Genomic DNA, 18,300 nt, shown 5'->3' on the forward strand with positions numbered 1-18,300 from the left:
TCACGACACTGGTGCCGGGACCGGGCCGTCACACGGTGAGCACGAGCTTGCCGAACACCTCGCCGCCCGCCAGCCGCTCGAACGAGGTCCGGGCATCCGCGAGCGGGCGGACATCGTCCACGAGCGGGCGCGTGCCGGTGCGGTCCAGCAGGTCCACCAGCGCGGCGAGCTCCGCCCGGGTGCCCATCGTGGTGCCGATCACCGACAGCTGCAGGAAGAAGATCCGGTTCAGCTCGGCCGGCGGGTTCGGGCCGCTGGTAGCGCCGGAGCAGATGATGCGCCCGCCCGGGCGCAGCGACCGCACCGAATGCGACCAGGTGGCGGCGCCGACAGTCTCGATCACCGCGTCGACCCGGGTCGGCAGCCGCTCTCCCGACCCGACCGCCAGGTCGGCGCCGAGGTCACGGGCGCGCTGACGCTTCGCCTCGTCCCGCGAGGTGACGAACACGGTGTGCCCGACGGCCTTGCCGATGAGCAGGGCTGCCGTGGCCACCCCCCCGCCGGCTCCCTGGACGAGCATCGTCCCGCCGCCGTCAGCGGGCAGGCCCGAGCGGCTGACGACCATGCGGTACGCGGTCAGCCAGGCGGTGGGCAGGCAGGCTGCCTCCTCCCAGGACAGCGAGGCCGGCTTCGGCACGAGGTTCGCGCGGGGCACCGCGATCCGCTCGGCAAGCGTCCCGGGGTGCAGCTCGGAGAGCAGCGTCCGTCTCGGGTCGAGGGTCTCGTCCCCGCCGCCGCGCGCCGGGTCACCGATCACCGCGTGGACGACGACCTCCGCGCCGTCCTCGCTCACTCCGGCGGCGTCACAGCCGAGGATCATCGGCAGGCGGTCGGCCGGCAGCCCGACACCGCGCAGGCTGAACAGGTCGTGGTGGTTGAGCGCCGCCGCGCGCACGGAGACCGTGGTCCAGCCCTCGGGGACAGCCGGCTCGGGCTGCTCGCCGACCTCAAGGCCGGCAAGCGGACTGTCCGGGTTGATCGAGACAGCAGCGGCGGCAAGCATCAGGCAACTGTAGTGCCGGTGAGGGCACGGATGTTGCCGCCCGGGGCATCGACCCGGTGGGCACCGACCTGGCCGGGATGTGCGTGTCCCTGGCTGGTCCCGTCGGCCCGGCCGTCGCGCTCGCCCAGCAGATGTGCTGAACTCAGTCCCGTGGTGACACAGGGAGGAACGCCGGCTGCGGTTGGCCGGGACGGGGGCGGTCGTCGGTTCGGGTGGCGTCGGCGGCGGCCGGTGCCGGTCCCGGAACCGCCGGTGGTCCCGGCGACCGACGGTTACCCGGTCATCGTCGTGCCGCTGGCGGATTTCGTGTGCTGTTCCTACAAGGGGTGTGGCGCCCTGCGCCCGCTCACCGAGGCCAGCGAGAACCGGCCGTGCCCGGGCTGCGGCCGGGTCTGACCCACCAGCCGGCCCGAAGTCCCGGGCGAAGGTCCCGAGCAGCCTGACGCGGCTACCGGCCCGGCCCCCGGCCAAGCCCGGCCGGCCCGAGGCCCGCCGCGGCTGCCAGAACCCTCATAGCCTGGCAGCCACGGCGCGGCCGGTGCGTCAGCGGCGCGTCAACGTCACGAGCGGCGGCAGCGTCAGCGGCGCGCGACCCCGTCGGCGCGGGCGGCCTCGGCCACCGCCGACGAGACAGCGGGGGCGACCCGCTTGTCGAAGACACTCGGGATGATGTTGTCCTCGGACAGCTCGTCGGCGACCACGTCGGCGAGCGCCCGCGCGGCGGCGAGCTTCATGCCCTCGGTGACCCGGCTGGCGCGCACGTCCAGCGCACCCCGGAAGACACCGGGGAAGGCCAGGACGTTGTTGATCTGGTTCGGGTAGTCGCTGCGACCGGTCGCCACGATCCGGGCGTACCTGTGCGCGACCTCCGGGTCGATCTCGGGGTCCGGGTTCGCCATCGCGAAGATGATCGCCTCCGGGGCCATGGTGGCCACCGCGTCCTCGGGCACCTTGCCCGCGGAGAGGCCGAGGTAGACGTCCGCCCCGGCGAGGGCCTCGTTGATGGAGCCCTTGAGCCCCGCCTTGTTCGTCTCGGCGGCGAGCGCGGCCTTGACCGGCGTGAGGCCGTCCCGGCCCGCGTAGATCATGCCCCGACTGTCACCGACGGCAATGTCACCGATACCCGCGGCAAGCAGGATCCGGGTGACGGCGACTCCGGCGGCGCCGGCTCCCGACACCACGGCCCGCAGGTCCGACAGCTCCCGCCCGGTCAGCCGCGCGGCGTTCTCCAGCGCGGCGAGCGCGACGATCGCGGTGCCGTGCTGGTCGTCGTGGAACACGGGGATGTCGATGCGGTCCTGCAGCATGCTCTCGATCGCGAAGCACCGCGGCGCCGAGATGTCCTCCAGGTTGATGCCACCGAAACCCGGGGCCAGCCTGGCGATCGTGTCGACGAGCTCCTCGGTGTCGGTGCAGTCCAGGCAGATCGGGACGGCGTCGACCCCGCCGAAGTGCTTGAACAGCGCGGCCTTGCCTTCCATGACCGGCAGCGCTGCGGCCGGCCCGATGTCACCGAGGCCGAGCACCGCCGTCCCGTCGGTCACCACGGCCACCGTGTTGGCGCGCCAGGTGTACTCGTCGGCCAGCGCGGGTGTCTCCGCGATCGCGACACACACCCGGGCGACACCCGGGGTGTAGGCGAGCGAGAGGTCCTCCCGGTTGTTCAGCGGCGCCGTCAGACCGATTCCGATCTTCCCGCCCCGGTGGAGCGCGAAGGCGGGGTCGTCGTCGGACGGGCGTGGGCTCGGGCCGTCGAATCCCGGCGACGCTGCCGAGGACTCTGCCGAGCCGGGCCCTCCGGCCGGGGCCACGGTGGACGGGTCGAGGGTCGTGTGGTCGGTGGTTGCGGTCACGAAAGGGGCTCCTCGGACAAGCCACGGCGGTACCGTCCGGCGAACGGTGTCACTGACCGGACGTGGCTAGGACGTTCCCGGGGCCCCGGCGAAGATCGGGCGTTCGCGGGGCGGCGGGCATGCGGCGCCGCCTCGGACGTGTGAGGCGACTGGTGTGCCAGGGTGCCTGCGGCGGGGGTGGCCCGCCACAGCTTCCAATATGGCACGCCGAGGGCCCCGGGCCTGCCTGTCTGATTCACCACCGACAAACCCCAGATGTCTTCCGAATGAAACCCGCGGACGCCGGACGGGCCCATGGATGTTGCCAGCCCGTGACATGCGCGGGCCCCGGAGGCCTCCGGGAGGGGCCAGGACGGGTCCAGGCACCGTTTGTCCACCGCCTCCGGCGAGCCCGTGCGGCGTGGGCTGTCGGCCATCCGACTCGGTCCGCCCGCTTCGCCGGTGCCTGGCCACCGGGTCCGGCACCCCCGGCACCGGCGCGGCACCCTGGCCTCCCGGCCCTGCTTCGGCGCCGGGTCTGACGGGTGAGGGAGCGGTTGCGCAGAGCAGTGGCCGCGGCGAAGGCGGCGAAGGCGGCGAAGGCGGCGAAGGCGGCGAAGGCGGCGAAGGCGGCGACAGACGCAACCGCCGGCGCAGGCAGCACGACAGGAGACGCCTGGGAGCGGGACCCGTGGGCGGGCGTTCCCACGCGGACTCCCGTGGCCGGCGTGTCGCCCGGGTTTCCAGAATCGGCCCGAATGCCCGAGCACTCCCGGACCCCGATTCCACCGCGTTTCCCCGGAGTTTCCTCCCGGCCACACGCCAATGATCGTGACTTCGCGACACACCCATCACAGATGAATCGTGAGACGATTCACGCCCAAGGCGGATGTTGTCCGTCCGTGGGTTTCCGGAGTGCACCTGGCGACTGGGGCGGGATCCGGCGGCCAGGAAGCCGCGCCCCAGGTCACCACACGTCCACCAGGAACATACGGATACGGATGACGGTCGCCGGAGGCCGGTGATACGACAGCGACCGGTGTCATCATGTTCACCCTGAGCGCGGGTTCCTGGGCGGTCCCGTCAGGGAATCGGCCGCCTAAACCTAGTAGCGTGTGTTGTCGTGGAGGTCACCGAGCTGCCGATATCCGATGCCTGGTTGTTCACCCCGCGCAAGCACGCCGATCCACGCGGAACATTCCTCGAATGGTTCCGTACCGACGCGCTGGAATCGGTGACCGGGCATCGTCTCGAACTTGCCCAGGCGAACGCCAGTGTCAGCCGCGCGGGAACACTGCGCGGAGTCCACTACGCCCAGGTGCCGCCCAGCCAGGCCAAGTACGTCACCTGCGTCAGCGGGCGGATCCTGGACTGCGTCGTGGACATCCGGATCGGCTCGCCGACGTTCGGCGCGCACGCGGCCGTCGTCCTGGACGATGTCGACCGGCGGGGCCTGTACGTGTCGGAGGGTCTCGGGCATGCGTTCATGGCGCTGACCGACGGCGCCGCCATCGCCTATCTGTGCTCGACGCCCTACACGCCGGCACGGGAGTACGGCATCAACCCGCTCGACCCGGATCTCGACCTGCCCTGGCCGCCGGGCCTGACCCCGCTGCTGTCCGACAAGGACATCGCGGCGCCGAGCCTGCACCAGGCCGCCGCCGCCGGGATCCTGCCCAGCTACGCCGACTGCAGGGCCTTCTACGACTCGCTGCGCCCCCTGGGCAGCGGCGCCGTTCGTTCCTGAGGCTGCTGCCGTGGCACCGAGCCCCGGTGCCACGGCAGCAGCCTCAGGGCCCGCTACGCCCGTGGCGGGCGGCTGCGGCGCAACACCCGGGGGCGCGGCCAGTAACGCGCCACCACCCGGCCCAGAACGTCCCCGGCGGGAACCATGCCGAACGCGGCGCTGTCGGTGCCGACCCCCACGTTGTCCGACCGCAGCCACCAGGATCCGTCCGGGTCGGTGAACTCCGCCCGTTTGATGCCGAGGCCACGGCCCGGCAGCCGCGCGACCACCACATCCCCCGGCCGGGGCGGTGCGCCCCACAGGACCAGACAGGCGTCGCCGTCGCGCAGGGTCGGGCGCATCGACTCGCCACGCACGCCGACCGCCCGCGGAGAAATGTTCGGGCTCACAGGGGTAGGTTGCCAGAAGGCGGGAAACCGGTCCGCGAGCTGCTCACTCGCGGCTCACCGGCCCGCGATCGCATCACCCAGGGCCGGCCACCCGGCGCGGGCACGGTCGCCCTGGGGCGACTGAAGTCCCAAGGCGTACAGAGAGGACAGCGGCATGAGCCTGCTCAATCCCGCGACCAGCGTCAGTGCCCACTGCGACCTGCCCTGCGGCGTCTACGACCCGGCCCAGGCAAAGGTCGAGGCCCAGTCGGTCAAGGCCATCCAGGAGAAGTACCAGGGCAACGCCGACCCCGAGTTCCGGGCCCGGGCGCTCGTCATCAAGGAGGAGCGCGCCGAACTCGTGAAGCACCACCTCTGGGTGCTGTGGACCGACTACTTCAAGCCGAACCACCTGGAGAAGTACCCCCAGCTCCACGACCTGTTCTGGAAGGCCACCAAGGCCGCCGGCGCCGCCGGCGCCAAGGGCTCGGTGGACCCGGCGCAGGGCCAGCAGCTGCTCGACCTGATCGACGAGATCTCCACGATCTTCTGGGAGACCAAGGCCGCCGCCTGACGTCGGCGACCTGCAGCGAGGACGTCCCTGCCGGGTGGTGCGAAGCCACCCTGTGGGGACGTCCCCGTTTCCAGCCCCGCCTGCGCCGACCCCGCCTGGCCCGACCGCGCCTGCCCTCTGCCCCGACCGCGCCTGCGCTGCCCTGCCACCGTGCCCGCCCTGCGCCGGAGCTGACATGATCAGAACGGCTGAACGCGCGGACGTCGTTCCCGTCCTCGGCCTGGTCCGCGACCTCGCCGCCTACGAGCGGGAGCCGGACGCGGTCGCCATGACCCCGGACGACCTCACCGTCGCTCTCTTCGGCGACCCGCCGGCGGTGCACTGCCTGGTCGCGACCGCTCCGGGCGAGGGAGGCGACGTCCTCGGATGCGCGCTCTGGCACCCGACGTTCTCCACCTGGACCGGCCAGGCCGGGATGTATCTGGTCGACCTTTTCGTCCGGCCCGAACATCGCCGCGAAGGGCACGGCCGCGCGCTGCTGCGCGAACTCGCCCGGCTGTGCGCGCGGCATGGCTACCAGCGCCTGGAATGGGCCGTGCTGGACTGGAACACGCCCGCGCACGACTTCTACCACTCGGTGGGGGCGACGGCCACCGAGGAGTGGACCACCTGGCGCCTCGACGCAGCGGCCATCGACGCGCTGGCGCACCGGCGACCGCCCCGGTGACGATGTCGGCTGAGATGCACCTTGACGGCAACGTGCCGTGGTCCGAACGTCCACACGAAGTGGTCATCAGGCCTGTGCTCGCGCTCTTCCAGCGCCTCGCGCCGGGCAACGAATTCCCAGGTGGCCGGCATGAACCGGCCATTCACGACCACGTGGGCCCGACGCGCGTCTTCTGATCACCCGACCTGCGACACACCAGGCAGCCTGGGTACGGTGGTGAACGACGGGAGGCCATGCCAGGTGGTCAACCCGGGCAGGGCCATCATCGGAGTAGCGCCCCGCGGAACAGGGCAGGGCCCACCACCGGAGTGTCGTCCGGAAACGGACATCACACCCCGGCCGGAGGCTGTCACGCCGTGGTGACAGCGCTCTGGTATCTGGCACCGACGCGCCGAGGGCGCCCGGCACGGGAAGTTCGGGCGCACGAAGGGCGAGATCCACGCACGAACGGCAGCTGGTACGGCGAGAATCCAAGGCGGCGACGAGCACCGGGCGCAACGAGCAGGCCGGCGGTCACATCCAGGGCCGGCGGCACCATCAGCGGGGCGGTCGGCGGCTCACGCGGCACAGCGGAACACAAGGGGAACAGCACGACGCACCGTCCGCACGGCACCAGGCATGAAGAACCAGACACGACGCACCAGACACGAGACAGACACCAGGCACGCGACAGACATCATCGACGAGGACCTTCCTCGCACGACCCGGGCTCTTGGGGGTAGGAACGTGAATCCGACGCCTTCTACCGGCGGCGCGGAGAACTCGGACGGCATCTCGGGCGGCGCCACCGGCGACGGCGGCCCGCACGACGTCGTCCAGCTCACCCTGCCCGCCGCGAGCGCCTATCTGACCGTCCTGCGGACGGCCACAGCGTCCCTCGCGGCCCGGTTGGACTTCACTCTCGACGACATTGAGGATCTCCGTATCGCGGTGGACGAGGCGTGCGCGCTGCTGCTCGTCTCCGCGGTGCCCGGATCCGCCCTGGAATGCAACTTCGCCCTGGAACCCGGCGTGATGAAGGTCCTGGTCACGGTCGAGAGCCTCGACGGCGAACCACCGTCCAAGGAGACGTTCGCGTGGACGGTGCTGACCGCGCTGGCCGGTGACGTCTCCAGCTCGACGGGCCCGGGCTCCCGGGTCAGCATTGCCCTCCAGAAGCGTCGCGGCGTCCGGGCCGACCTGGGTGAGCCCCCGGCCGGGCATGTCCGCGGCTCAGGTGCGGCCTCCGCGGCGGCCCTCGGCGACACGGTAGGCACGTTGTGACTTCAGCCGGCAGAACACCCACCACGCCCCGATCGGCACCCGTGGGCCACGCGGGCAGCCACGATCCCGCTGGCGCGGGCGATCCGGTCGCGGCCATCAGCCAACGCAACGCAGGCGAGGTCGCCGGCGTCACCCTGAGCGGGCCGGGAGCGGGCCGGGAGAAGAACGGCCACGCCCCGCCCGCCGCCGCCGGGAGCGGGTCCGCCACGGGCCGCCCGGCGCCCCCGGCGCTGGGCGAACAGGCGCACCCGGAGAGCCCCGCGGAGGCCACCGGGACTGCCGAGGCCACCGAGACGGCCGGTCCCGAGGCGGATGCGGCACCGGAGCGCAGCACCTCCCCGGACCGCGTCCGTGCCCGGGCGCTGTTCGCGCAGCTGGTCTCGCTGCCGCAGGGCGATCCGGAGCGGGCCGCCGTGCGGGACCAGCTCGTCCGCATGCATCTCCCGCTCGTCGAGTACCTCGCCCGGCGCTTCCGAAACCGCGGCGAGCCTCTCGACGACCTGGTGCAGGTCGCGACGATCGGCCTCATCAAGTCGGTCGACCGGTTCGACCCCGAGCGCGGGGTCGAGTTCTCGACCTACGCCACCCCGACCATCGTCGGCGAGATCAAGCGCCACTTCCGGGACAAGGGCTGGGCAATCCGGGTGCCCCGCCGGCTCCAGGAGCTGAAGCTCTCGCTGACGAAGGCGACCTCCGAGCTCTCCCAGTCGCTGGGCCGCTCGCCGACGGTCAGCGAGATCGCCCGCCACCTGGAGATGACCGAGGAGGAGGTCCTCGAGGGGCTGGAGTCGGCGAACGCCTACTCCGCGGTGTCCCTCGACGCGCCCGACTCCGGCGACGACGAGGCACCGGCCGTCGCGGACACGCTCGGCGTGCAGGACGAGTCGCTCGAGGGCGTGGAGTACCGGGAGTCGCTCAAGCCGCTCCTGGAGAAGCTCCCGCCGCGGGAGAAGCGCATCCTGCTCCTCCGGTTCTTCGGCAACATGACGCAGTCACAGATCGCGAACGAGCTGGGGATCTCGCAGATGCACGTGTCCCGCCTGCTGGCCCGCACGCTGGCCCAGCTGCGCCGCGGGCTGCTCGAGGACGGCTGAACCAGACCGACGACCGACCCCCGGGCCCGGGTCGGTCCAGCCCCGTACTCTCTCCGTGCCCTCCTGACCCCGGCTCGCCACCGCCCCACGGGCCGGCGCTGGCACAGGCCAAGCCGGCGCTCCTGCCCGAGGCCGGAGCTACTGCTCCTGGCCGGCGCCGGGACGGGCGTATCCCCCACCGAGGGCGATCGCGACGATGATCACGATCGGCACCACGACCAGCGGCACCCCGTAGCCGTAGAGACCCCCTTGGAGCAGCCCCCAGGCAACAGGGAGGCACAGCACCTGGGTCACCAGCGCGGGTGAGCGGAACCCCTCCCGCCCGCGCAGCACCCCCCAGGTGACGAGGCCGAGACCGGCCGCGCCGACCAGCGCCAGCAGGCCGCCTGTCTCCGCCCGCCCGACGTCGTCGATGTCGGAGCCGAACCCCCGGACCACCAGCAGCACTCCGAGGCCGGTCAGCACCACCGTCTGGAGCCCGAGCAGCGCTCCTGCGACGAGCAGGGGCCGCGGCACGGCACGCGTCTGCTGCGCCGGACCGCCGCCTGGCTCCCCCGCGACGCCGCGGTTGGTACCCATCCGTCGAGATTACGTGCCCGCGGCGGCGGGCCCGCCACCCGGCCGCGTGGCGGCGCCGGGTCAGCACGGACGGTGTGAGAGTTTTCCCAGCCGACGCCCTGAATGCCTGCGCAGGCTACCGTATTGCCATGCGCGGGCTGCTGGTCGTCAATCCGGTTGCGACCACCACTACGGAGCGGGTCCGCGACGTTCTCGTCACCGCACTCGCCGCTGACGTCGACCTGGAGACGGTTGTCACCAAGGGCCGCGGCCACGGGGTCGAGCTCGGGGCCGACGCCCGCGAGATGGGCGTGGACGTCGTGATCGTCCTCGGCGGTGACGGCACCGTGAACGAGATCGTCAACGGCCTGGTGAGCAGCGGCCCCGCCGCCGGCGGCCCCGCGCTCGCCGTGGTTCCCGGCGGCAGCACGAACGTCTTCACCCGGGCTCTCGGGTACTCGTCGTCGCCGGTCGAGGCCACCGGTGAGCTGCTCGCCGCCCTGCGGGAGGGCCGCAGCCGCGAGGTGAGCGTCGGGCTGGCCCACTACGGCGACCAGCAACGGTACTTCGCCTTCTGCCTGGGTGTCGGGCTGGACGCCGACGTGGTCGCCGCCGTCGAGCGGCGCCGGGAGAAGGGGCGGCGCAGCACCCCGGGGCTGTTCGTGCGCTGCGCGGTCACGGAGCTGCTGCGCCGGACCGGCCGGTCCGGCCCGACGATCTCCGTCAGCTCGACCGGCGGCGTGCCGGACCTGCGCGGAATCCTCGACGAGGCGGACGGCGCTCCCGAGAGCACGGCTCCCGCGGACGCTACGGGCCACGAGGCCAAAGCCGCGTTCGGCGACGGCGACCGCGATGGTGACGGCGGGTCGGAGGCGGGCGGCGACGGCAGCCGCGCACCGGCCGAGGTGTCGCTGGCGATCGTGTGCAACACCCGGCCCTGGACCTACCTGAACAACCGCCCGGTGGCAGCCTGTCCGGCTGCCTCCTTCGACACCGGGCTGGACCTGCTGGGCCTGCGTCGGGCGCGGCTCACCCGCGTGCTGCGGACCGGGCTGAAGATGCTCGGCGAGGACGCCGACCCGCGGGGTCGCAACGTCTACGGGCTCCACGACGCGACGTCCATCACGCTGCGTTCCGACGAGCCGGTCGCCGTGCAGATGGACGGCGAGGTGCTGGGCCTGTTCACCTCGGTCGAGCTCACCCACCACCCGCGGGCCCTGCGGGTCATCGCCTGACCGCCGGCATCGCCCGCACGGTCATCATCTCCTGACCGCCGTCGTCGCCTGGCCGCGATCATCGCCTGGCCACGATCATCTCCCGAGTGCCGTGGTGATGCCGGCCGGGTCGTCGCAGATGATCCCGTCGACGCCGGCGTCACGCAGCTCGAGCGCCGCCGCCGGGTCGATGACCGTCCAGGTGACCAGGCGGACACCGGCCCGGCGTGCCCGCGGCACCGCGTCCGGCACGCCGCGGACGGCCGACACGTGCGCGTGGAGCTCGGTGTGGCCGGCGGAGCGGACATAGGCGATCCCGCCGCTGACCGACATCCGGGGCATGGTGAGGAACGCGGTCGCGACCCCGAGGCCGGCGTCGCGGACCGCCTCGATCGCGAACCAGTCGAAGGATGACACCGTGATCCCCGGCTGGGACGCGGAGCCGGCACCCGCCCCACCGCCGTTCGCCCGCGCGTCCGGCGTGGATGCGGGGTGCAACCGGGGTTCGACGGGTTCGCCGGCGGGGCTCTCCGCCGCGTCCAGCGGCCCGGGGATGACCGGACCCGGCTCAGAGAGGGTCGGACCAGGCCCGGGGAGGCCCCGGGCCCGCAGGAGCTCGATGAGCGCCCGGGCGGTGCGCTCCCGCGGCGCGTCGAAGTCGGGTTGGCCCGGCTGGTTCTTGATCTCGAGGATGAGCCGGCCACGGCCCGCCCACACGTCCAGCACGTCGGTCAGTGTCGGGATCCCGCGGCTCGCCAGCTCCCTGGTCGACCGCCGGAGAACGGCGCGACCACCGAGGCGCGGGAGCCGGGCGTCGTGCACGCAGACCAGATCACCGTCGGCACTGCGCCGGATGTCGAGCTCCACGCCGTCGGCGCCGGCTCGTAACGCGGCGTCGACAGCCTCGACCGTGTTCTCGGGGCCAGGTGTCCGGCTGCCCCGGTGGCCAAGAACCTCCATCGCCCCATCCTGCACGGACTGTTCCTCGCACTTCCACCGCAGCATCACCACCACGCTCGGTGGCCACCGAGCGGATCCCGTCGGTGGCGGCAGCCCGCCGGGCCGGCCCGGCGGGCCCCCGGCGCGCACCGCGCGGCGCGATGCGCCAGAATGGCCCCTACGCCTCCAGAATCAACACCAAAGCGACAACGCAGCACAGAATGACCAGGCGGCATGGCCGCCAGATGAACATCGCCGAGCGCTTCCGCCTCGGCCGACGTTCGGGCACCCCACAACGGTCCAACATGATCCGGAGAGCCTGGAAGTGCCGATGGCCACGGGACTCTCTCCCGATGGCCAATGCCCGATGGGCGGTCGCGTTACCCGTGGTCCGGCCGTGTCCCTGGCGGACAGGGACCGGCCAGAACCGCCGTCACACCACAGGTAGGTTCTTGCGCCCCTGCCCGTTCCGGTGGGAGGGTGGCGAATGTCCGAGGTAGATGCACGTGCACCTGGGACCACGCGCATGCACTCGCACAAGCCTCCGCCGCCGCGCCCGACGCGACATCCAGAATTTCTTTCGGGACGCGACGCAACCAAGGCGGCTCACCGAGCGTCTGATGTGCAGTGTGGTCCGAGACGAGAGAGGGAGTAGTACGCATGGACTGGCGCCACCGAGCGCTCTGCCGTGACGAGGATCCCGAGCTCTTCTTCCCGATCGGTACGACCGGTCCGGCAGAACGCCAGGTCGAAGAAGCGAAGGCCGTCTGCAGGCGATGCGCGGTCACGAGTGACTGCTTGAACTGGGCTCTCGACACCGGGCAGGATTCCGGGGTCTGGGGTGGGCTGAGCGAGGACGAACGACGGGCGCTGAAGCGTCAGGTTCGCCTCCGGGTCCGCACCGCCTGAGCCTGGGCCCGAACCGCCCGAGCCTGTTGGCGCCCTGCCCGGGGCGGCAGCAAGCCGTACGGCGACAGCACCGAACTGGCCCACCGCCGGTGGGCTGATCACAACCGAACAATGACCGTGAACAGCCGTTCCGCGCACGGACGAGCCCGGCCAACGCCTCGCTGCAACGAGGTGCTCCATGCCCGTTCCTGCGGAGTGGATCCCGTGCGCGCTCAGCGCGGACGGCACGAGAAGTAACACCATCGGCCGCTCTGTCCGCTGGTCCGCCGTTGCACTACGTGCGGGCTCGGACGGAGCGGCCGAAAAATCTTCCGGATCCCCACCTTCGGTATCCGTGCCACCTGCGGCTGATCGACCCGCGGCACCCGCACCATCGAAGGCGGCGAACCCGTTCCGGCCGTCCGCGGGAGATGACGCAACCAGCGCACGTTGGCGGCGGTCAGAGGGCACGTCGGGTCTCATACCCGGCCATGCGAGCCCCAAACACGCAACCTCAGGAAAGTGGAATCGACAGCAGAGCCTCCGTCCCCCGGGCCGGACCGGCCTGCAGCCGGATCGTCCCGCGCATCTCGCCGAGCACCAGCTGCCGCACGATCTGCAGGCCCAGCCGCGGCGAGTGCTCGAGCTGGAAGTCCTCCGGCAGGCCCGCCCCGTCGTCAGCGACCACGACGTCGAGGCGGTCCAGCTCCCGCCGGACGCGGAGCTCGATCGCCCCGGCCGATCCGTCGAACGCATGTTCGACAGCATTCTGCAGAAGTTCCGAAAGCACAAGGGCCAGCGGCGTGGCGAGCTCGCCGGGCAGCTGCCCGAACGACCCGGTGCGCCGCGTCGTGGCGCGCGTCCCGGTCGAGGCGAGGTCGACCGTCACCGAGGTGATCTGGTCGGCGATCTCGTCGAACGGCACGGACTCCCCAAGCGTCTGCGAGAGCGTCTCGTGGACGACCGCGATCGAGGTGACCCGCCGCACGGACTCCCGCAGGGCGTCCCGCGCCTCGTCCGCCTTCGTCCGCCGCATCTGCAGCCGCAGCAGCGCGGCCACGGTCTGCAGGTTGTTCTTGACGCGGTGATGTATCTCACGGATCGTCGCGTCCTTGCTCAGCAGCTGGGCCTCCCGGCGCCGCAGCTCCGAGACGTCCCGCACCAGGACGAGCACCTCCCGGATCGCACCCGGGTACAGCGGGATCGCCCGCAGGAGCACCACCGTGCTGCCCACCTCGAGCTCGACCTCGACCGGCCGCCGCCGGCTGATCGCATGCCACACCGCGGGCGTCGTCGCCGGCAGGTTGAGGGCGCGGTGCACGGTGCGCAGGTCCTCACCGGTGACGTTCCCGGTGTAGCCGAGGCGGCGGTAGGCGGACAGCGCGTTCGGGCTGGCGAAGATGACCTTGCCGGCGCCGTCCAGGCGCATCATTCCGTCGCCGACCCGCGGCGGCTCCGGCAGCTCCGCCGAACCCGCACGGAACGGGAACGCACCCTCGGCGATCATGAGCGCGAGGTTGTTCGCGGCCTGGAGATAGGCCGATTCCAGCGCGCTCGGCGTACGTGTCGTCGCGAGGTTGGTGTCGCGGGCGAGGACAGCGATCACCCTGTCGCCGTGCCGCACCGGGATCGCCTCGGTACGAACGGGGACCCCGCCATCCCACTCGGGCTCGCCCTCCCGGGCGATGCGGTGCTCGCGCCAGGCGTTCTGGACCACCCACCGGTTGATGACGACGCTGCCCACCTCGTCGTTGTGGTAGGCCGTCGGACCGGTGGTGGGCCGTACCTGCGCCACGACCTGGAACTCCATGCCGCCGGCATGGCCGGCCCGGACCGCGCCGGACCGCACGGGCACGAGCAGCAGCAGGTCGGCGAACGACAGGTCGGCCAGCAGCGCCCAGTCCTCGACGAGGGCATGGAGATGGTCGATGTCGTCGCCGGCGAGATCAGTACTCGCCCGCAGGGCGTCGGCCAGGGTTCCCACGGCACGCAGACTGCCAGATGCCACCCGCGGCGTGCCGGGCGGCCGGGCCGGAATGCACCGTACGCTCGCCGACGTGACGCCCGATCCCACCCGCACCACGTCATCCGCCGCCCTGGTCGGCCCCCCCGACCCTCTGGCCAGCAGTGACACGGACACGCTCGCCGGCGGCCCGCCTGTCTCGCCCGCCCCGCCCGCACCCGCCCCGGCTGGCACGACCGGTCCGGCGGCGGCGTCGGACCCGCTCGGCTGGCTGGACGAGGCCGCGCGGCTGCGCGCGGCCGCCGGGCTGCACCGCGTGCTGCGTCCCCGCGCCCCCCGAGCCACGGGGACCGCGGGGACCGCGGGGACCGCGGGAACACCTGGGATCGCAGGCGGGCCGGCCGAGCTGCCGGTCCAGGGCTCCCTGCAGCCCTGGACCAACGGCGATCTGCTGCTCGACCTCGCCGGCAACGACTACCTCGGTCTGGCCCGCCATCCCGAGGTGGTCGAGGGCGGGATCGCGGCACTGCGTGCGTTCGGTGCCGGGTCGACCGGGAGCCGGCTGGTCAGCGGCACCACCACCCTGCACGGGGAGCTGGAGGAGGCGCTGGCCGCGCACCTCGGCTTCTCCGTCGCGCTGGTCTTCTCCTCCGGCTACGCGGCGAACCTGGCGATGCTGACCGTGCTCACGGGACCAGGTGACCTGGTCGTCTCGGATGAGCGCAACCACGCGTCGCTGGTCGACGCCTGCCGCCTCTCCCGGGCGGAGGTCCTGGTCACCCCACATGCGGATGTCGCCGCCGTCGACGAGGCGCTGGCCACCCGGGCCTGGCGGCGGGCTTTCGTCCTGACCGACTCGGTCTTCTCCGCGGACGGCGACCTGGCTCCGCTGCCGGCCCTGCATGCGGTCGCCCGGCGCCACGGCGCCGTGCTGCTCGTCGACGAGGCGCACGGGCTGGGGGTCGTCGGCCCGGGAGGGCGCGGCGCACTGGCCACCGCCGGGCTGGCCGGTGAGCCGGATGTGGTCGCGACGGTGACGCTGTCCAAGTCGCTGGGCAGCCAGGGCGGGGCGGTCCTGGGGCCGGCGGCGCTGCGCGACCATCTCATCGACACCGCCCGCACCTTCATCTTCGACACCGGTCTGGCGCCCGCGTGTGCCGGTTCCGCGCTGGCCGCCCTGCGGCTGCTGACCACACGGCCGGAGCTGCCCGGCCAGGTCCGGCGTCGGGCCAGGCAGATCGCCGAGGCGACCGGCGCCCCGGAGCCGGCCGGGGCGGTGGTCTCCGTGGTGCTCGGAGATCCTGAGCGCGCCGTCGCGGTCGCCGCCGCCTGTCGGGAGGACGGAGTCGCCGTCGGCTGCTTCCGGCCACCGACGGTCCCGCCCGGGACGAGCCGGCTGCGGGTCGCCGCCCGCGCCGACCTCACCGACGGGGACATCGAGCGCGCCGTCGGCGTGATCACCAGCGCCATCGCCCGGATCCCCGCGCCGTGAGCGTGATTGTCGTCACAGGAACCGGGACCGGGGTGGGCAAGACGGTGGTGACCGCGGCGCTGGCGGCACTGGCTGCCGACCGCGGCAGCACGGTGGCGGTGGTCAAGCCGGCGCAGACCGGTGTGCAGGCCGGCGAGCTCGGTGACGTGGACCTGGTGCGCGATCTTTCCGGCGTCGACGACGTCCACGAGCTCGCCCGGTACACCGACCCGCTCGCGCCGGTCAGCGCCGCTCGGCGGGCCGGCCTGCCCACCCTCGACCTGGCCACCGTCGCCGGAACCGTCCGGAAGCTGCAGGCGGACCGCCGGCTGGTGCTGGTCGAGGGCGCTGGCGGGCTGCTCGTCCGGTACGACGACGACGGATCCACCCTCGCTGACCTGGCCCGTGAGCTGCGGGCGCCGGTCCTGGTGGTGACGACGGCGGGCCTGGGCTCGCTCAACGCGACCGCGCTGACCCTGGAGGCCATCGCACACCGCGGGCTGGATCTGGCCGGCATCGTCATCGGCGCCTGGCCCGCCGAGCCGGATCTGGCCGCCCGCAGCAACATCACAGACCTGGAACTGCTGGCTGCCCGCCCGCTGGCCGGCGCCGTCCCGGACGGCGCCGGCCTGCTCGACACCGCACGGTTCCGGGAGGTCGCGCGTGCCTCGCTGGAACCAGCCCTCGGCGGTGCGTTCAACGCCGCACGGTTCCGCTCCCGGCACACTGCATGACGGTGCCGCGGCCCCAGGACGGTGCCGGACGAACGACAGCGCCGGGCAACGGCGGGCGGCACCGGGCGGACGCACGTCACAACACGCGCGCGCGCCCCGCGGATGACTGAACAATGGACACTCCAAGCCCGACCGGTGGACACCACCACGCCGCCGGCACGACCTCACGATGAGGACCAACCTGTGACCGCACCTGTGACCACGACAGTGGAAACGCCCACGGCCGCCGGGACAGCCGCCGGTGACCTGCTCGCCCGGGCCCGGCAGCAGGTCCTCGAGGAGGGCCGCGGGCTCGGCGAGCATGACGTCCTGGCGGTGCTCCAGCTGCCCGACGAGACGCTGACCGACCTGCTCGCGCTGGCCCACGAAGTGCGGCTGCGCTGGTGCGGGCCGGAGGTCGAGGTCGAGGGCATCATCAGCCTGAAGACCGGCGGCTGCCCGGAGGACTGCCACTTCTGCTCGCAGTCCGGGCGGTTCGACTCCCCCGTGCGCTCCGCGTGGCTGGACATCCCGTCCCTCGTCGACGCCGCGAAGGCCACGGCGGCGACCGGAGCCACCGAGTTCTGCATCGTCGCCGCGGTCCGCGGACCCGACGCGCGGCTGATGGCGCAGATCCGCGAGGGCGTGGCGGCGATCCGGGCGGCGGTCGACATCAACGTCGCCTGCTCGCTCGGCATGCTGACGCAGGAGCAGGTGGACGAGCTCGCCGACCTCGGCGTCCACCGCTACAACCACAACCTCGAGACCGCCCGCTCCTACTTCCCCCAGGTGGTCACCACCCACAGCTGGGAGGAGCGCTGGGAGACCTGCGAGCTTGTCCGGGCCGCGGGTATGGAGCTGTGCTGCGGGGCGATCATCGGCGTCGGCGAGACGCTGGAACAGCGCGCCGAGCTGGCCGCCCAGCTCGCGGCCCTGGAGCCGGACGAGGTACCGCTGAACTTTCTCAACCCGCGGCCGGGCACGCCGTTCGGCGACCTCCCGCCGGTCGAGGCGCGGGAGGCACTGCGCACCATCGCCGCCTTCCGGCTGGCGCTGCCGCGCACCATCCTGCGCTACGCCGGCGGCCGGGAGATCACCCTCGGCGACCTGGATGTCCAGGGCATGCAGGGCGGTATCAACGCGGTGATCGTCGGCAACTACCTGACGACCCTCGGCAAGAACCCCGACGGCGACCTGGCCATGCTCGCCGAGCTCCGCATGCCGATCAAGTCGCTGCAGGCCACCCTGTAGACACCCGCACCGGACACCCGCACCACAGCGCTGCCGGGCCACCCGGGCGACGCCGACGGCGTCGCCCGGGTCTCAGGACCCCGTGGACGTGCCGTGCTCCGCGCAGTGCGCGGTCCACCCCAGCGGGGTCACCTGAACGACGAGGCGGCGCCGGCAGGACGCGCAGTAACGCGGGGGCTCGAGCGCCCGGGCACGCGCACAGGCCTCATGGCTGCCGATACTCGCGACCTGACCGCAGCGGTCGCAGAACGAGGCCTCCATGAGACGTCAGCCTATGGCACGAACCGCCCGCCGCGGCCGGGTCAGGACTCGACGACAGCGATCAGGTCACCGTCCTGCACGACGTCACCCTCGTTCACGGCGATGCTGGCGACGGTGCCGCCATCCTCGCTGATCACCGGGATCTCCATCTTCATGGAGTCGAGGATGACCAGCGCGTCGCCGGCGGCGACGGAGTCACCCACGCCGACGACGACCTTCCAGACATTGGCGACCATCTCGGCACGGACTTCCTCCGCCATCGCAGATCTCCTCTTCGCCTCGGCCACGCGCATGGCCTCGACCACGTTGCGGCACTGACAATGTGAGCGTAGTGGCCGCCGCCCGGCCCCCGGGCCCGAGTCCGGCGACTCGCCGCCGGGCGGCTCCCCAGCTGCCTGCCGCCACCTGCCCGCCGCCGCCCCTGCCCCCCGACCACACCCACGGGCCTGGTCGGGGGGCAGGGGCACCCGCCGCCCGCGGCGCCGCGGGCGACA

Annotated in this window: 19 protein-coding genes; 11 read left to right on the top strand and 8 right to left on the bottom strand. The window is 72.6% G+C overall.

All coding sequences use genetic code 11. The annotated features are described in order from the left end of the window. Positions 1–28: 28 nt before the first annotated feature. Positions 29–1,003, bottom strand: a complete 975-nt coding sequence (locus AB1460_RS02210) for a zinc-binding dehydrogenase (RefSeq protein ID WP_368958850.1) — start codon at positions 1,001–1,003, stop codon at positions 29–31. Positions 1,004–1,255: 252 nt separating this feature from the next. Between AB1460_RS02210 and AB1460_RS02215 the strand changes: the two genes are divergently transcribed. Beyond that, complete coding sequence (locus AB1460_RS02215) at positions 1,256–1,399, top strand: hypothetical protein (protein ID WP_230204754.1); 144 nt, start codon at positions 1,256–1,258, stop codon at positions 1,397–1,399. A gap of 182 nt (positions 1,400–1,581) precedes the next feature. Here AB1460_RS02215 and AB1460_RS02220 read toward each other — a convergent pair whose 3' ends face one another. Continuing rightward, positions 1,582–2,856 carry an NAD(P)-dependent malic enzyme gene (locus AB1460_RS02220; RefSeq protein ID WP_368958851.1) on the bottom strand — a complete coding sequence of 425 codons (1,275 nt, stop codon included), beginning with the start codon at positions 2,854–2,856 and terminating at the stop codon, positions 1,582–1,584. Positions 2,857–3,958: 1,102 nt separating this feature from the next. Here AB1460_RS02220 and AB1460_RS02225 point away from each other — a divergent pair. Continuing rightward, positions 3,959–4,582 (top strand): dTDP-4-dehydrorhamnose 3,5-epimerase family protein, encoded by a 624-nt coding sequence (locus AB1460_RS02225; RefSeq protein WP_368958852.1) that lies wholly within the window; start codon positions 3,959–3,961, stop codon positions 4,580–4,582. 53 nt (positions 4,583–4,635) lie between these two features. Here AB1460_RS02225 and AB1460_RS02230 read toward each other — a convergent pair whose 3' ends face one another. After that, complete coding sequence (locus AB1460_RS02230) at positions 4,636–4,971, bottom strand: S24/S26 family peptidase (protein ID WP_368958853.1); 336 nt, start codon at positions 4,969–4,971, stop codon at positions 4,636–4,638. A gap of 154 nt (positions 4,972–5,125) precedes the next feature. Between AB1460_RS02230 and sodN the strand changes: the two genes are divergently transcribed. The 4 genes from sodN (at position 5,126) to AB1460_RS02250 (ending at position 8,548) form a co-directional block, all read left to right on the top strand. Next, the gene (sodN, locus tag AB1460_RS02235; RefSeq protein ID WP_071089368.1) at positions 5,126–5,524 is read left to right on the top strand and encodes a superoxide dismutase, Ni; all 399 of its coding nucleotides are present in this window, start codon (positions 5,126–5,128) and stop codon (positions 5,522–5,524) included. A 175-nt stretch (positions 5,525–5,699) separates the two neighbouring features. Next, a complete protein-coding gene (locus tag AB1460_RS02240) occupies positions 5,700–6,191 on the top strand; it encodes a GNAT family N-acetyltransferase (protein WP_368958854.1) in 492 nt (163 codons plus the stop codon). Between the two features lie 726 nt (positions 6,192–6,917). Continuing rightward, complete coding sequence (locus AB1460_RS02245; protein ID WP_368958855.1) at positions 6,918–7,454, top strand: anti-sigma factor; 537 nt, start codon at positions 6,918–6,920, stop codon at positions 7,452–7,454. Further along, positions 7,451–8,548 (top strand): RNA polymerase sigma factor SigF, encoded by a 1,098-nt coding sequence (locus AB1460_RS02250; protein ID WP_368958856.1) that lies wholly within the window; start codon positions 7,451–7,453, stop codon positions 8,546–8,548. The genes AB1460_RS02245 and AB1460_RS02250 overlap by 4 nt, the downstream gene beginning before the upstream one ends. 138 nt (positions 8,549–8,686) lie before the next feature. Here AB1460_RS02250 and AB1460_RS02255 read toward each other — a convergent pair whose 3' ends face one another. After that, entirely contained in the window at positions 8,687–9,127 is a 441-nt protein-coding gene (locus AB1460_RS02255) for a hypothetical protein (protein WP_368958857.1), read from the bottom strand. Between the two features lie 128 nt (positions 9,128–9,255). Between AB1460_RS02255 and AB1460_RS02260 the strand changes: the two genes are divergently transcribed. Beyond that, positions 9,256–10,341 (top strand): diacylglycerol/lipid kinase family protein, encoded by a 1,086-nt coding sequence (locus tag AB1460_RS02260; protein WP_368958858.1) that lies wholly within the window; start codon positions 9,256–9,258, stop codon positions 10,339–10,341. Between the two features lie 75 nt (positions 10,342–10,416). Here AB1460_RS02260 and AB1460_RS02265 read toward each other — a convergent pair whose 3' ends face one another. Beyond that, the gene (locus AB1460_RS02265; RefSeq protein WP_368958859.1) at positions 10,417–11,280 is read right to left on the bottom strand and encodes a glycerophosphodiester phosphodiesterase; all 864 of its coding nucleotides are present in this window, start codon (positions 11,278–11,280) and stop codon (positions 10,417–10,419) included. 639 nt (positions 11,281–11,919) lie between these two features. On the opposite strand from AB1460_RS02265, the gene AB1460_RS02270 reads away from it, so the two are divergent. Then, positions 11,920–12,168, top strand: coding sequence for a WhiB family transcriptional regulator (locus AB1460_RS02270; protein ID WP_018634477.1), 249 nt, complete (start codon positions 11,920–11,922; stop codon positions 12,166–12,168). 493 nt (positions 12,169–12,661) lie between these two features. On the opposite strand, the gene AB1460_RS02275 is transcribed toward AB1460_RS02270, so the two are convergent. Further along, positions 12,662–14,131, bottom strand: coding sequence for a sensor histidine kinase (locus tag AB1460_RS02275; protein WP_368958917.1), 1,470 nt, complete (start codon positions 14,129–14,131; stop codon positions 12,662–12,664). Positions 14,132–14,183: 52 nt separating this feature from the next. On the opposite strand from AB1460_RS02275, the gene AB1460_RS02280 reads away from it, so the two are divergent. The 3 genes from AB1460_RS02280 to bioB all read left to right on the top strand — a co-directional run bounded on the left by AB1460_RS02280 (position 14,184) and on the right by bioB (position 17,545). Then, positions 14,184–15,602, top strand: coding sequence for an 8-amino-7-oxononanoate synthase (locus tag AB1460_RS02280; protein WP_368958860.1), 1,419 nt, complete (start codon positions 14,184–14,186; stop codon positions 15,600–15,602). Beyond that, positions 15,599–16,315, top strand: coding sequence for a dethiobiotin synthase (gene bioD, locus AB1460_RS02285; RefSeq protein WP_368958861.1), 717 nt, complete (start codon positions 15,599–15,601; stop codon positions 16,313–16,315). The genes AB1460_RS02280 and bioD overlap by 4 nt, the downstream gene beginning before the upstream one ends. Before the next feature lie 183 nt (positions 16,316–16,498). Further along, positions 16,499–17,545: a biotin synthase BioB gene (gene bioB, locus AB1460_RS02290; protein ID WP_368958862.1), complete on the top strand. Its 1,047-nt coding sequence runs from the start codon at positions 16,499–16,501 to the stop codon at positions 17,543–17,545. A gap of 72 nt (positions 17,546–17,617) precedes the next feature. Here bioB and AB1460_RS02295 read toward each other — a convergent pair whose 3' ends face one another. Both AB1460_RS02295 and AB1460_RS02300 read right to left on the bottom strand, forming a co-directional pair. Then, positions 17,618–17,806, bottom strand: coding sequence for a hypothetical protein (locus AB1460_RS02295; protein WP_368958864.1), 189 nt, complete (start codon positions 17,804–17,806; stop codon positions 17,618–17,620). A 41-nt stretch (positions 17,807–17,847) separates the two neighbouring features. Then, on the bottom strand, positions 17,848–18,066 hold the full coding sequence (locus AB1460_RS02300; RefSeq protein ID WP_071089335.1) for a biotin/lipoyl-binding carrier protein: 219 nt from the start codon (positions 18,064–18,066) through the stop codon (positions 17,848–17,850). Positions 18,067–18,300: the final 234 nt, after the last annotated feature.

It is taken from the genome of Parafrankia sp. FMc2 (genome assembly GCF_041008525.1).
In the GTDB taxonomy this organism is placed as follows: Bacteria; Actinomycetota; Actinomycetes; order Frankiales; family Frankiaceae; genus Parafrankia.

Coding starts and splice junctions, on each gene's coding strand:
- AB1460_RS02260 (WP_368958858.1), top strand. CDS start 9,256: ATGCGCGGGCTGCTGGTCGTCAATCCGGTTGCGACCACCACTACGGAG.
- AB1460_RS02210 (WP_368958850.1), bottom strand. CDS start 1,003: ATGCTTGCCGCCGCTGCTGTCTCGATCAACCCGGACAGTCCGCTTGCC.
- AB1460_RS02240 (WP_368958854.1), top strand. CDS start 5,700: ATGATCAGAACGGCTGAACGCGCGGACGTCGTTCCCGTCCTCGGCCTG.
- AB1460_RS02280 (WP_368958860.1), top strand. CDS start 14,184: ATGCACCGTACGCTCGCCGACGTGACGCCCGATCCCACCCGCACCACG.
- sodN (WP_071089368.1), top strand. CDS start 5,126: ATGAGCCTGCTCAATCCCGCGACCAGCGTCAGTGCCCACTGCGACCTG.
- AB1460_RS02270 (WP_018634477.1), top strand. CDS start 11,920: ATGGACTGGCGCCACCGAGCGCTCTGCCGTGACGAGGATCCCGAGCTC.
- AB1460_RS02300 (WP_071089335.1), bottom strand. CDS start 18,066: ATGGCGGAGGAAGTCCGTGCCGAGATGGTCGCCAATGTCTGGAAGGTC.
- AB1460_RS02255 (WP_368958857.1), bottom strand. CDS start 9,127: ATGGGTACCAACCGCGGCGTCGCGGGGGAGCCAGGCGGCGGTCCGGCG.
- AB1460_RS02295 (WP_368958864.1), bottom strand. CDS start 17,806: ATGGAGGCCTCGTTCTGCGACCGCTGCGGTCAGGTCGCGAGTATCGGC.
- AB1460_RS02265 (WP_368958859.1), bottom strand. CDS start 11,280: ATGGAGGTTCTTGGCCACCGGGGCAGCCGGACACCTGGCCCCGAGAAC.